General features: G+C 45.7%; 10 protein-coding genes, 1 tRNA gene and 2 pseudogenes. 9 read left to right on the forward strand and 4 right to left on the reverse strand.

What is annotated here, in order from left to right:
- Positions 1–105: 105 nt before the first annotated feature.
- Positions 106–182 (forward strand) — tRNA-Trp (locus tag UA76_RS21300).
- Positions 183–770: 588 nt separating this feature from the next.
- Positions 771–1,492 (forward strand): annotated as a pseudogene (mepA, locus tag UA76_RS21310) (penicillin-insensitive murein endopeptidase).
- 51 nt (positions 1,493–1,543) lie between these two features.
- Here mepA and UA76_RS21315 read toward each other — a convergent pair.
- From UA76_RS21315 to rdgC, 3 genes are all read right to left on the reverse strand, one after another.
- A complete protein-coding gene (locus UA76_RS21315) occupies positions 1,544–1,798 on the reverse strand; it encodes a YfhL family 4Fe-4S dicluster ferredoxin (RefSeq protein WP_047049851.1) in 255 nt (84 codons plus the stop codon).
- A gap of 14 nt (positions 1,799–1,812) precedes the next feature.
- Positions 1,813–3,213, reverse strand: a complete 1,401-nt coding sequence (gene trhP, locus UA76_RS21320; RefSeq protein ID WP_047049852.1) for a prephenate-dependent tRNA uridine(34) hydroxylase TrhP — start codon at positions 3,211–3,213, stop codon at positions 1,813–1,815.
- A 165-nt stretch (positions 3,214–3,378) separates the two neighbouring features.
- The gene (rdgC, locus tag UA76_RS21325; RefSeq protein WP_047049853.1) at positions 3,379–4,293 is read right to left on the reverse strand and encodes a recombination-associated protein RdgC; all 915 of its coding nucleotides are present in this window, start codon (positions 4,291–4,293) and stop codon (positions 3,379–3,381) included.
- A 217-nt stretch (positions 4,294–4,510) separates the two neighbouring features.
- Here rdgC and phoB point away from each other — a divergent pair, with 217 nt between their 5' ends.
- From phoB to phoU, 7 genes and pseudogenes are all read left to right on the forward strand, one after another.
- A complete protein-coding gene (gene phoB, locus UA76_RS21330) occupies positions 4,511–5,200 on the forward strand; it encodes a phosphate regulon transcriptional regulator PhoB (protein WP_047049855.1) in 690 nt (229 codons plus the stop codon).
- An 18-nt stretch (positions 5,201–5,218) separates the two neighbouring features.
- Positions 5,219–6,517 (forward strand): phosphate regulon sensor histidine kinase PhoR, encoded by a 1,299-nt coding sequence (gene phoR, locus UA76_RS21335; RefSeq protein WP_047049856.1) that lies wholly within the window; start codon positions 5,219–5,221, stop codon positions 6,515–6,517.
- Positions 6,518–6,526: 9 nt separating this feature from the next.
- Complete coding sequence (locus UA76_RS21340; RefSeq protein ID WP_047049858.1) at positions 6,527–7,498, forward strand: PstS family phosphate ABC transporter substrate-binding protein; 972 nt, start codon at positions 6,527–6,529, stop codon at positions 7,496–7,498.
- A 172-nt stretch (positions 7,499–7,670) separates the two neighbouring features.
- The gene (locus UA76_RS21345) at positions 7,671–9,878 is read left to right on the forward strand and encodes an ABC transporter permease subunit (protein WP_047049859.1); all 2,208 of its coding nucleotides are present in this window, start codon (positions 7,671–7,673) and stop codon (positions 9,876–9,878) included.
- Between the two features lie 17 nt (positions 9,879–9,895).
- On the forward strand, positions 9,896–11,542 hold the full coding sequence (gene pstA, locus UA76_RS21350) for a phosphate ABC transporter permease PstA (RefSeq protein ID WP_047049860.1): 1,647 nt from the start codon (positions 9,896–9,898) through the stop codon (positions 11,540–11,542).
- Positions 11,543–11,544: 2 nt separating this feature from the next.
- Positions 11,545–12,363, forward strand: coding sequence for a phosphate ABC transporter ATP-binding protein PstB (gene pstB / locus UA76_RS21355; RefSeq protein ID WP_047049862.1), 819 nt, complete (start codon positions 11,545–11,547; stop codon positions 12,361–12,363).
- A gap of 54 nt (positions 12,364–12,417) precedes the next feature.
- Positions 12,418–13,115 (forward strand): annotated as a pseudogene (gene phoU, locus UA76_RS21360) (phosphate signaling complex protein PhoU).
- Here the strand turns inward: phoU and UA76_RS21365 are convergent.
- Positions 13,116–13,499: a hypothetical protein gene (locus UA76_RS21365; RefSeq protein WP_052772127.1), complete on the reverse strand. Its 384-nt coding sequence runs from the start codon at positions 13,497–13,499 to the stop codon at positions 13,116–13,118.
- Between the last annotated feature and the right edge of the window lie 7 nt (positions 13,500–13,506).

Consider the following 13,506-nt stretch of genomic DNA (forward strand, 5'->3'; position numbering starts at 1 on the left):
GCCATTTATTTGAAGGTTTCGACCTTCGGTCGAATGAGTCCCGCTTGAACGCAAGCCTGGCCATTCCGCCACTTATTAGAGAGTCGTCTCGTTAAACACGAAGATAGGGGTGTAGCTCCAATTGGCAGAGCAGCGGATTCCAAATCCGCGTGTTGGGAGTTCGAATCTCTCCACCCCTGCCATCTTAGAAGCCTCAGCAGAAATGCTGGGGCTTTTTTACATCTGTTGCTTCTGCGAAGCAATGTTGGGAGCTGGATCGCCAGCCCGGTCCAATCTCTCCACCCCTGCCATATTTAAGGCTCTAGCAGAAATGTTAGGGCCTTTTTGCTTTGTGGTGATAAAACATCTCAGTAACAGAGCAGCGGATTCCCCCGATTTCCCAAAACAGAGTGCTTTGGGAAATCGAATCCCTCAAGTCTTACCATATTTAGAGCCTCAGTCGAAAGACTGGGGCTTTTCTGTATACGCAGCTCTTACGACCTGAATCGCTTTATTACTCTACACGTTTATATTCATTCATTTTCATTCGTTATTTTCTGGGGTTGTGATTACACCGTATTTACTGATCAAGAAGTCTTGTCGAGTTTTCTCTATCAATTATGCTAGCAGGCTATATGTCAATCTAACTTGTCTAGGATGAAGCGAGTCTATTTCATGGAAAGACGAATCTTTTTTAGATGTATTTTTGCTGTTTTAACAACGTCTCATTTGCTGTAAATGCATCGTTCTGGGAGCAAATTAAAGAGCCAAGCGATGAGCCTGTTCAATCAATAGGTAGTTACGCCAACGGCTGTTTAGCCGGAGCACATGCCTTGCCTGTTGAGGGAGTGGGTTATCAGGTTATTCGCCCTGAGCGAGCACGCTACTATGGCCACCAAGCATCTATCGATTTTATCGAGAGCTTTGCTAGCCAATTTCAGCAACAGACCAATAAGCAGCTGCTTATTGGTGATATGTCACTTGCACAAGGTGGACGCTTCTCTTTTGGTCACTCAAGTCACCAAAACGGCTTAGATATCGATATCTGGTTTCGACTTGAAGAAACACGGCTTTCTAGTGATGAACTAGCCGATCCTCAAGCAATTAGCTTAATCGATGAAAAGCAATATCAAGCTAATGAAAGCAACTGGCAAGATGAGCACTTTCAAATGGTTAAATTAGCGGCTTCCAATCCTGAAGTAGCTAGAATTTTTGTTCATCCGATAATTAAGCAGAAGCTGTGTAATGTGGAGTCGAGTACAAATCGAGAGTGGTTACGAAAAGTGCGCCCATGGTGGGGGCATCATGTTCACATGCATGTGAGGCTAGATTGCCTCGGGGTGACAATAGCTGCCGGCCTCAAGCTGTTCCTCCGGCTGGAGATGGTTGTGGTGAAGAACTCGCGAGTTGGAAGCCTGAGGAAGGTAAGCCGTTGTCTAAGCCAAAGAGTAATAAACCGAAAGCAGTGCCGGTCATGCCAGAGCAGTGTATAGCGATGCTACGTAATAGGTAGTTTTCTAATTCGTAGAGATACTAAAAGAGCGCCGATTGGCGCTCTTTCTATTTATGCTAAACCCTGAATTATGACGAACTTTTCCAGAAGCTGCTCTTCGGTTTCGATGTTATCTGGGTCGGTAATAATGCACTTTGTAATCGGGCAAACTGATTGGCATGTCGGTTTCTCGTAGTGTCCTTTACATTCCGTACATAACAGTGGGTCGATTTCAAAAATGCTATCGCCCATGGTGATCGCGCCATTTGGGCACTCAGGATCACACATGTCGCAGTTGATGCATTTATCAGTGATGAGTAAAGCCATTATTAATTACCGTACTACTTGCCTGTTGGGTTGCGCGTGTCTTGACCTGAATTTAGGTTACGCATCAGTAGGCCATATTCTAAGTCTAGATCTTGTGGTACTGGGATGAATACAAAGTGGCCGTTGCCTTTTGCATCATCAATAGACTCAGATTTACGGTTTTCCATTGCTTCTAAGTTGAAGACGACATTGCCTTTCGGTGTCATTAATTCGAGGCTATCGCCAACGATGAATTTGTTTTTCACTTCAACTTCTGCAAAGTCACCGCGGCGCTTACCAGTAAACTCACCAACAAATTGCTGAGCATCAGATACAGAGTAACCATAGTCGTAGTTCTGGTAAGTATCGTGTGTGTGGCGACGCAGGAAACCTTCGGTGTAACCACGGTGAGCAAGGCTTTCTAGTGTGCCCATTAGGCTCTCATCAAATGGTTTGCCAGCAACTGCATCATCGATTGCTTTACGGTAAACCTGAGCGGTACGAGCACAGTAGTAGAATGATTTAGTACGGCCTTCGATTTTTAGAGAGTGAACACCCATCTTAGTTAGACGTTCAACGTGCTGGATAGCGCGAAGATCTTTTGAGTTCATGATGTAAGTACCATGCTCATCTTCAAACGCAGCCATTTTCTCTTCTGGGCGATGCGCTTCAGACAGAAGAACGACTTCATCAGTTGGTTTACCACGGCCGATAGTGGTTTCAGGACGCTCGTCCTGCACTTCTACAGCTTGCGCTTCAGTAGGATCAAACTTCTCTACGATATCGCCTGTTTCGTTCTCTTTACCTTCTTCAACTTTGTACTCCCAGCGACATGCATTAGTACATGTACCTTGGTTAGGGTCACGCTTGTTGATATAGCCAGACAGTAGGCAGCGGCCTGAGTAAGCCATGCATAAAGCGCCGTGAACAAACACTTCGAGTTCAGTTTCTGGACAGTGCTCGCGGATCTCTTCGATCTCTTCAAGTGATAGTTCACGAGAAACAATCACGCGCTCAACACCATTCGCAGCCCAGAATTTAACGGTTGCCCAGTTCACCGCATTAGCTTGAACTGATAGGTGAATTGGCATTTCTGGGAAAGCTTCGCGAACCATCATGATAAGGCCAGGATCAGACATGATAAGAGCATCCGGGCCCATCTCGACAACTGGCTTAAGATCGCGAATGAAAGTTTTCAACTTAGAGTTGTGCGGCTGAATGTTACAAACCACATAAAGCTTCTTACCTAGGGCATGAGCTTCATCGATACCGATTTTCAGGTTTTCGTGGTTGAACTCGTTATTACGTACACGAAGGCTGTAACGAGGTTGACCTGCATATACCGCATCGGCGCCATAGGCAAACGCATAACGCATGTTCTTCAAGCTACCTGCCGGTGATAGTAGCTCAGGTACGAATGTTGGGTTTGTAGACATTGCTTATTCTCTAATCTGATTTCAAGTCAGGAAAGTCCCACCATATGGGACTAAAGGGGCGCAAATTTTACGCCAAAATGTGACCTGTGACTAGGAGAATATGGGTTTTGATGAAGAAACGCCCTCAAAAAGGGTGAGGGCGTTATGTTTAATATTTGTACAGACCTAGGCGTTAGGGTGAGGTAAACCGCCTAATGCATCGTAAAGGCTTGGTAAGAAAGCACAAAGTTCGCTGCTCATCAGAGAGAAGTCTGCATCAAAGCGAGCGGCTTGATCTTCACGCGGTATGTCATCGTTTTGGTCACGCAGATCTTCAGAGAACTTAAGGCGCTTAATACTGCCGTCTTCTGCTAACAAAAATTCAATCTGATCTTGCCAGTTGATAGCCAGTTTCGTGACGACCTTATCAGCATTTAGGTGATTAAGAATTTCATCTGTTGAGAGTTCTTGCTTCTTAACTTTGATGATGCCGCCATCTTCTTGAACCGATTTTAGTTCTGCCTCATCCAGCATCGTGATGCCTTGCGGAGTATCCCCAGACTTCACCCATTCTGTCAGAGTGCTTTCAACCGCTTGCTCAGGAATAGCTGGCACAACTGGTAGGCTGCCCATTGATTTACGCAGTAAGGCTAAAACTTCTTCAGCTTTCTTGTAGCTGCTTGCATCAACTAGGATAAAACCTTCTTTAGGCAGAATTAGCGCCATTGTATGGCTGCTGCGGCTAAAGGCTCTCGGTAGAAGATCGATAATGATGTCTTCTTTGAGGTTATCTTTCTCTTTCTTTTTAAGAGGACGCCCTTCTTGCGCTTCCATGGTCTCAACTTTAGCGTTTAAAGACTCCTTGATAACAGAAGCGGGTAACATCTTTTCTTCTTTCTTTGCGCAGATCAGAATGCGGTTTTCAGACACATGCGTCATCATGTCTCCGTGCCTACCCATAGCGGCTACCCAGCCAAACTTCTGCTTATCTTGGCTACCACAAGGTGTAAAGCGAAACTCATTGAGTTGTTTCTCTAACTGATCTGCTTTGAACTCAATGTCACGATTGAAACGGTAAACTAAACAGTTTTTAAACCACATAATTCTTCCTAACCTAAATACTGGCTGCCAATCATAGGCAATTTTTCTAGTGTTGTCTTATCGCAATTTCAAAATATCGCAATGAAATTGGGGAGAAAGTTATATGAAAAATTGTTTTCAAAGGTCACAAAAGTGTCATAATTAGTAGTGATAATGCTCACTGTTGCAGAGGGTAATTCCCTCAATTATGGCTAATCAAACATAGGGTTACACAGTTATGTCTAGAAGGATTCTGGTTGTTGAAGATGAAGCACCAATTCGTGAAATGTTGTGCTTTGTACTTGAGCAAAAAGGTTATCAAGCTGTTGAAGCAGAAGATTACGACTCAGCAGTGACGAAATTGGCCGAACCCTTCCCTGATCTTGTCCTTCTCGATTGGATGTTGCCTGGCGGCAGCGGTATTAACTTCATCAAACATATGAAGCGTGAAGAGCTTACACGTAATATCCCGGTAGTGATGCTTACTGCTCGCGGTGAAGAAGAAGACAAAGTACGCGGACTCGAAGTCGGCGCAGATGATTACATCACTAAGCCCTTTTCTCCTAAAGAGCTGGTAGCGCGTTTGAAAGCAGTCATTCGCCGCGTAACACCAACGGCTCTAGAAGATGTGATTGATGTACAAGGCCTGAAGCTAGATCCAGTATCACACCGCGTCACTGCAAATGAAGCGCCATTAGATATGGGGCCGACTGAGTTCAAAATGCTGCACTTCTTTATGACTCACCAAGAGCGTGTATACAGCCGTGAGCAACTGCTGAACAACGTTTGGGGAACCAACGTGTACGTAGAAGACCGTACCGTGGACGTTCATATTCGTCGCTTGCGTAAAGCACTAGAGTCAGCAGGACACGACAAATTGATTCAAACAGTTCGAGGAGCTGGATACCGCTTCTCAACGAAAGCGTAATACCATTACGGAGTAAAAATGGTTGAAAGGTTAACCTGGAAAAAGCTGGCCTGGGAGCTGGCTTTTTTTTACACCCCTTGGATAATTGTCGGGTGGATATTTGGATTTATGCCGTGGTTGCTATTAGCTGCCACGGCTTTGCAGCTTGTATGGCATCTTCACAATCAAATGCGATTGTCCGCATGGTTGTGGGACGAAAAACGCCTTACTCCGCCTTCGGGCTCGGGTAACTGGGAATCTTTATTTAACGGTATTTACCGCCTTCAGCAGCGCCAGCGTAAGAAACGCAAAGAGCTAACGAATTTGATTCGCCGATTCCGAAATGGTGCAGAATCGCTGCCGGATGCGGTTGTTGTATTTCGTGGTGAAGGCAATATTGTCTGGTGTAACAAGCTTGCACAGCACTTACTTGGTTTCCGTTGGCCTGATGATTCTGGCCAGCCAATATCGAACTTGATTCGCACTCCTGATTTTATCAAGTACCTTAACAAAGGTGATTTCTCTGAACCTCTAGAGATGCGTTCTCCTCTCAATGTGGAGCGTATGCTTGAATTGCGTATCGTACCTTACACTGAAGGTGAGCATTTGATGGTTGTGCGTGATGTTAGCCAACTTAAACAGCTGGAAGGTATGCGTCGAAACTTCTTTGCCAATGTGTCTCATGAGTTAAGAACGCCCATGACGGTTCTGCAAGGTTATCTTGAAATGACCGAAGATCCAGACATGGTCGTCGGCCCAATGTGGGGCAAAGCTCATGGAGTGATGACTGAACAGCTCAATCGAATGAACAGCTTGGTGAATCAACTACTGACGCTATCGAAGATTGAAGCAGCGCCGATGCATGAGCTTGAAGACGTGGTTAACGTTCCTGCGATGTTGGAAGTATTAGAGAAAGAAGCCGTGAGTTTAAGTGGTGATGATAACCATAAACTCACCTTTGAGGTTGATAAATCACTTCGTGTGCTTGGTGACGATGACCAGCTAAGAAGCGCGATTTCAAACTTGGTTTACAATGCGGTGAAGTACACGCCTGCTGGTGCAGACGTTCACGTGCGCTGGTTTAACTCACCACAAGGTGCCTGTTTAGAGGTCCAAGACAGTGGTGATGGCATTGAGCCTCAGCATCTTCATCGCTTAACGGAGCGTTTCTATCGAGTAGATAAAGCGCGCTCGCGCGATACTGGTGGTAGTGGCTTGGGCCTAGCCATTGTAAAGCATGCCTTGTCGCATCATGACTCGCACTTGGAAATACACAGTGAAGTCGGAGAAGGGAGTAAGTTCTCTTTCGTATTACCAAGCCGATTGACAGTTAACTAACTGGTATTTATGAAATCGAAAGTTATCAAGGCAATCGCCACCCTTATTAGTGTTTGTAGTGTATCTGCCGTTAACGCGCAAGACCTCCACTCTTACGAGAAAGTTCAGGGCTTGTCGGGTTCTATCTATTCTGTGGGGTCTGACACGCTGGCGGGGATGACCACATTATGGTTTGAGGAGTTCACACACCTTTACCCAAGTGTTAACGGGCAGGTTCAGGCATCTGGCTCGTCCACAGCGCCGCCTGCTTTAGCAGAGGGAACGGCGCAGTTTGGCCCAATGAGCCGTCCAATGCGCAATCGAGAAATTGAAGCTTTTGAACGTGCCCATGGTTATAAACCGACAGAACTGCGGGTTGCGATTGATGCTATTGGTGTATTTGTGCACCAAGATAACCCGATAGATGGGCTCAACTTTACCCAGTTAGATAGCATCTTTTCATCCACTTTGCGCTGTGGTAGTGCTACTCCAGTGACTCAGTGGAATGAGCTGGGTCTAGATTACGATTGGGCCAATCGACGCATACAGCTGTTTGGTCGTAACTCGGTTTCGGGAACCTATGGCTACTTCAAGCAGAATGCACTGTGTAATGGTGACTTTCGCAATAATGTCAATGAACAGCCGGGATCTGCTTCTGTCGTTCAATCTGTGGCATCGTCGATTAACACAATTGGTTACTCTGGTATTGGTTATCGAGTGTCGGGAGTGAAACTGCTTCCGGTCGCAAAACAAGGCAGTGACTACATCAGTGCGACTTACGAAAATGTTTTGTCAGGTGAGTACCCACTATCTCGCTATCTCTATGTATATATTAATAAACATCCAAGTAGGCCTTTGTCACCCGTTGAGCGTGAATTTGTCCGCTACATCTTTTCTCAGCAAGGACAATTGCTGGTTGAGAAAGATGGTTATGTACCTATATCGGCAGAGATTGCTGCACAGGAACTGGCGAAAGTGGGTATCTACGATCTAGAGCAGTAAGGGGCATCTGACTTGTACCGTCGGCATCAGTGTCGAGGTCGAAGAGAAGGGTTTGTGTTTGTAATCACGCAATGTAAACGGCTACTAATATCAGTTGTTTAATGCTTTCTGTAATATAACTGTCATCTAAATGACATATTCTGAGTCTGAGTAATAGCGAGTAATTGGTAACATGGCATCAGCCGACTTTTCATTGAGGGAACGTGACCGTAAACGACTGTATAAAGATCGTTTGTTTCGCATGGCTGTTTCTTTTGGTGGTGTCGGTGTTTTAGCTGCACTAGTGCTAATTTTTGTCTATTTAGCCATGATGGTCCTGCCGCTGTTCTCAAGCTCACAACTTGAACCTGCAATCAAACAGCAAGCCATCTCCGCTGAGCAGCCTGTGGCCATTGGGCTGAATGATTATGGCGAACACGCTTACTTCCTTTCCGAAGATGGAACTCTGACTTTTTGGGCTTTAGATGGCAATGACAATCAAGCGCAAAAAGCGGCTTACGTTTCACATGTCACCCCTGATCTTTTTGCCCAGTCTATGCCAGCTCTGGGGTGGTTGGGCATAGCGTCAAAGCAAGGTGAAGTTTCTCTTTTTCAACCTGAATTTTCTGTCACGTTAGAAGGGAACAAACGTACGTTTGATCCTGAAGTGTTCTATTTTTCCGATCAACCTTCTATCACGCTACCCAGTGTAGACTCACCAGTGACGCAATTTGCTTTTACTGCCAATGAAGGTAGCGCAGTAATTGTGACCCGCGATGAACAAGATAGAGTGACGGCATATTGGTACGAAGATGAAGTGAATACTCATCAGTTCCAGTTCTCGCAACCCATTAGCGATGTAGAGCAGATATTGCTGACACCCAATGGTGAGCAATTGTATCTTCGTGTTGGTAATGACCTGATTGTTGCGGTGCAAAGTTCTCTTAGCTCGGCCAGTCGAGAGTATCAAGTTCGTGAAATCGTCACCTTGGGCGACGAAGAGAAGCTAGTGGTTGATATCGCTCTATTATCAGGGGCTTACTCACTATTGGTGTCTTATCAAGACGGGCAAGTATCGCAATGGTTTGATGTATTAACCGACGGTGAACGCACCTTGACGCCTATTCGCCACTTCAAGTTAGCCTCGGAGCTAAAATCAATACTGCCAGACACTTACCGTAAAGGCTTTTACAGCTTCTATGCCAACGGTACAGTGCAAAGTCATTATACGACGAGCGAAAAACTATCTTTGTTCGAGCGAGCATTTGATAAAGCGCCAAGTGCGGCGGCGATGTCTCTAAACGAGAAGTTCTTGTTAACCTATTCCGATGGCGCTTTGTCTGTTTCCGAAGTGGACAATGAATACCCTGAGATTTCGTTCTCTTCACTTTGGAAAAAGGTTTGGTACGAAAGCTACCCAGAGCCTCAATTTGTTTGGCAAACCACGTCAGCAAGTGATGAGTTTGAGGCCAAATTTAGCTTGGTGCCTATAGCGTTTGGCACGCTAAAAGCCGCTTTCTATGCGATGTTGTTTGCTATTCCGATTGCTGTGCTGGGGGCAATATATACGGCTTACTTCATGTCTGCGCAGATGCGCCGCGTGGTAAAACCTTCTATCGAGCTAATGGAAGCTTTACCTACGGTAATTATTGGTTTCTTAGCAGGGCTTTGGTTTGCTCCTATTGTTGAGAATCATCTAGCAGCAGTCGTGAGTCTGTTAATCTTCCTACCCATGATGACGGTGATTTGTGGTGTGGTGTGGCACATCCTGCCTAAGGCATTTACAAGTAAGTTACCCAATGGCTGGCATGCTTTAATTTTGATGCCTATTTTAGCGGGCACCATTGTTCTATCCATGACTCAAAGTGGCAATATCGAAGCGGCTATGTTCGATGGGGATATTCGTCTTTACTTCGCAAATCATGGATTCGACTTTGATCAACGCAATGCTTTAGTTGTTGGTTTTGCAATGGGGTTTGCGGTTATTCCTACCATATTTACCATTGCGGAAGATGCTATTTTCTCTGTGCCTAAACATTTGTCAGACGGCTCATTGGCGCTGGGTGCGACCCCATGGCAAACCCTTATTTATGTGGTGTTACTCACTGCAAGCCCTGGTATTTTCTCGGCAATTATGATGGGACTGGGCCGAGCTGTGGGCGAGACAATGATAGTGCTCATGGCGACAGGCAACACACCGATCATGGATTGGAACATCTTGGAAGGTATGCGCACTTTATCTGCAACCATTGCGGTAGAAATGCCAGAGTCAGAAGTGGGAAGTTCTCACTTTAGGCTGTTGTTCCTAGCCGCTCTGCTTCTGCTTATTTTTACCTTTGCCGTAAACTCACTCGCGGAATGGGTGAGACAGCGTTTAAGGGAGAAGTATCGTGCTCTGTAATTTAGGTCAGGTGGTTCATGTTTAAGTGGCTTAAATCCGGTTCTCCTTGGATATGGCTAACAGGCGGTGCGGTAAGTATCAGCTTGCTGTCTGTGTTGGGCTTATTGCTGCTTATCGGTTGGAAGGGGCTATCGTATTTTTGGCCTGCTAATCTTCATCAGTGGCAGACCACTCAAGGCAATGTGTTGGTTGGCCAGATCTATGATAGCGAAGCAATCCCCGTTAATCACCTGCGTGAAATGGACTACCAACTGCCCTCTGAAGTGAGGGAAAAAGGGCTTGTTACCAGGCATAGCATCAAAATTGCGAATCGCGACCATTATGATGCTGACTTTATCTCGATTCTTGATATCGATATTGAGAGCGTGACGACACCGTCTGGTTGGATGGTAGTGGAACGGACACGCAATGGTGACTTCTTTGGCGTCCCTGTTAGTTATCGTCATGCTGATAACACGGTTTCAGACGAGATTGACGATAATCTTGAGTTGGGTCTGCAGTTTTCTACGCAGCTCAAAGAAGAAATTGATGCTCTTATCGAACAAGATATTCGCTCGGCCAGCCGTCAGGTGGAGCGTTTAAGACTGCAAAAACGTCGATTGGAACTTAATGATTCTCTAACAGAAGAGTTTGCGACTTCATATCGTGAACAGTTGGCATACTATCAACAGCAGTTATTGGCAGCTGAATCAACGTTAGATGCACTTAGGGCACAATTGAGTCTGCAAGCTTTGATCATGCGAGATATGCAAGGGCAAGAAGTAGAGATTCCGCTCAACCAGATTCTTCGCGCTTGGTATCCTAATGATATGAGTTTGCCTGAGAAAGCAGCTCATTGGGCGACTCAGGTTTGGCGCTTCTTATCTGAAAATCCACGCGAATCTAACTCAGAAGGTGGTGTGTTTCCTGCTATTTTCGGTACGGTTTTATTAGTACTGATCATGTCGGTCATTGTGATGCCATTGGGCGTTATAGCGGCAATCTATTTACATGAGTACGCTAAAAACAACGCATTTACTCGGATTATCAGAGTCGCGGTAATTAACCTCGCGGGCGTACCGTCGATTGTTTATGGTGTGTTTGGCTTAGGCTTTTTCGTTTATACCCTAGGTGGCTCGATAGATTCACTTCTTTACAGCGAGCGCTTACCTGCGCCAACCTTTGGTACGCCAGGTTTGCTTTGGTCAGCATTAACCTTGGCAGTGCTGACGCTGCCGGTTGTTATCGTGGCAACGGAAGAGGGTTTAACACGAATTCCAAGCTCTGTTAGGCATGGTTCACTGGCGTTAGGTGCAACTCAGTCTGAAACGCTTTGGCGCATAGTTCTGCCGATGGCGAGCCCAGCTATCATCACTGGGCTAATATTAGCGATAGCCCGCGCCGCTGGCGAGGTTGCCCCTTTGATGTTGGTGGGCGCGGTGAAAATGACGTCTAACCTGCCAGTCGATGGTCAGTTCCCGTTTCTGCATTTAGAGCGCAAGTTCATGCATCTGGGCTTTCATATTTACGATGTAGGCTTTCAAACAACCAATATCGAAGCCGCGCGCCCATTGGTGTACGCAACCTCATTTTTACTCGTTACGGTCATCGTTAGCTTAAACTTAACCGCAATTAGCATTCGAAATAATCTGCGTGAAAAGTACCGAACGTTAGGACAAGATTAATCATGTTTTCAGTCAATCAAACACTAGGCTATGAAGCCCCGCTCGATGTGAATAACTTAAGCGACGAGCAGACCGCCATTGCTATTGAAGATCTCAACCTGTTCTATCAAAACACGCAGGCATTGACGGGCATTTCGATGCGTATTCCAAAGGGGCAGGTGACGGCGTTTATCGGCCCATCTGGTTGCGGTAAATCGACGCTATTGCGATGCATCAACCGAATGAATGATCTGGTCGAAGGATGTCGCGTAAAAGGCAAAGTTAAGCTTCATGGAAAGAATGTGTATCACCGTGATGTTGATGTAGCCACGCTCCGACGCCGAGTGGGTATGGTGTTTCAAAGGCCTAACCCGTTTCCCAAGTCGATATATGAAAACGTGGTCTATGGCTTGCGCTTGCAAGGTATCTCAAACAGTCGAACTCTGGACGATGCGGTAGAACGTTCACTACGTGCAGCTGCATTGTGGGATGAGGTGAAATATCGTTTACACGAGAATGCCTTTGGGCTTTCAGGCGGTCAGCAACAGCGACTTGTGATTGCTCGCGCGATTGCGATAGAGCCCGAGGTACTCCTATTGGATGAGCCTACTTCAGCACTCGATCCAATATCGACATTAACGATTGAAGAGCTGATTAACGATCTTAAAACCAAATATACCGTAGTGATCGTTACTCACAATATGCAGCAGGCCGCGCGTGTAAGCGACCACACCGCCTTCATCCATATGGGGCAATTAATCGAATATAGTGATACGGATACCATTTTCACATCACCTGCAAAAAAACAGACAGAAGACTACATCACAGGACGCTACGGCTAAGCTAAACTGTTAAAACGTATAGCTATTTATAATTTTATCAACAAGGGAGCAATAATGAACTTTGGTCGTCATATTTCAGGTCAATTTAATGTCGAGCTAGAATCCATCCGAACTCATGTTTTAACCATGGGGGGCTGGTGGAGCAGCAGCTATCGTTTGCGATGCAAGCGCTGCATAAAGAGGACATTGAACTTGCCCGAAAGGTAGTGCGCGACGATCACAAAGTGAATGCGATGGAAGTGTCTATTGACGAAGCTTGCACGCGCATTATTGCCAAGCGCCAGCCTACGGCAAAAGATCTGCGCTTGATTATGGCCATCATTAAAACCATCACAGACTTGGAAAGAATTGGTGATGTTGCCACTAAGATTGCGTATGTCGCTATCGAAAGCCCTGCTTCGAAAGAGAGCCAGTTCCATGTTTCTCTAGAGCCACTTTGTCGCCAAGCGATTGGGATGCTTCATCAAGTGCTTGATGCTTTTGCTCGTATGGATGTGGATGCAGCGGCAGAAGTTTATAAGCTAGACGACAAGATCGATGCTGAATATGAAGCGGTTATTCGACAGCTAATGACCTATATGATGGAAGATCCAAAAAATATTCCAAGCATCTTGCAAGTCATGTGGTCCGCTCGTGCGATAGAACGAGTTGGCGACCGTTGTCAGAACATTTGTGAATACATCATTTACTTTGTAAAAGGTAAAGATGTTCGCCATTTGGGCGAACAAAGTATCGACGATGCGCTTCGCTAGTTAAAACTGAAAAACGACACCAGTATTTAGCATAAAGCTCACGTTGTAAGGCAAGTGAGTTTTGTTGCGATCAAGGTAATTCATTTCACCTCCGATCATAAACGCCATGTTGTCGCTGAAGTTGTTAACCCACGCTGCTGCAATGCTTACACCATTCGTAGAGCGGTAGTCCTCTTTCTCATGCCACCACGCGTAATTTGTGCCTTCATACTCAACAAGACCAGCTTCTAATTGCAACGATAAGTTTGGTGAGTACGCTAATGGGCCAAACATCGGGGATTTTTCTAGCGGAAACTGGACGCCTAATCGATACGTTTTGATTTTCTCATCTATATAAAGTTCATCAAATGAACTGTAGCCAATATTGGCATAAACTGCCTCCAAACCAAAT

The organism is Vibrio mexicanus, from assembly GCF_001012815.1.
Taxonomy (GTDB): domain Bacteria; phylum Pseudomonadota; class Gammaproteobacteria; order Enterobacterales; family Vibrionaceae; genus Vibrio; species Vibrio mexicanus.

Bases quoted from the DNA above. Each gene is read 5' to 3' on its own strand.
- UA76_RS21315 (WP_047049851.1), bottom strand. From the start codon at position 1,798: ATGGCTTTACTCATCACTGATAAATGCATCAACTGCGACATGTGTGAT.
- trhP (WP_047049852.1), bottom strand. From the start codon at position 3,213: ATGTCTACAAACCCAACATTCGTACCTGAGCTACTATCACCGGCAGGT.
- rdgC (WP_047049853.1), bottom strand. From the start codon at position 4,293: ATGTGGTTTAAAAACTGTTTAGTTTACCGTTTCAATCGTGACATTGAG.
- phoB (WP_047049855.1), top strand. From the start codon at position 4,511: ATGTCTAGAAGGATTCTGGTTGTTGAAGATGAAGCACCAATTCGTGAA.
- phoR (WP_047049856.1), top strand. From the start codon at position 5,219: ATGGTTGAAAGGTTAACCTGGAAAAAGCTGGCCTGGGAGCTGGCTTTT.
- UA76_RS21340 (WP_047049858.1), top strand. From the start codon at position 6,527: ATGAAATCGAAAGTTATCAAGGCAATCGCCACCCTTATTAGTGTTTGT.
- UA76_RS21345 (WP_047049859.1), top strand. From the start codon at position 7,671: ATGGCATCAGCCGACTTTTCATTGAGGGAACGTGACCGTAAACGACTG.
- pstA (WP_047049860.1), top strand. From the start codon at position 9,896: ATGTTTAAGTGGCTTAAATCCGGTTCTCCTTGGATATGGCTAACAGGC.
- pstB (WP_047049862.1), top strand. From the start codon at position 11,545: ATGTTTTCAGTCAATCAAACACTAGGCTATGAAGCCCCGCTCGATGTG.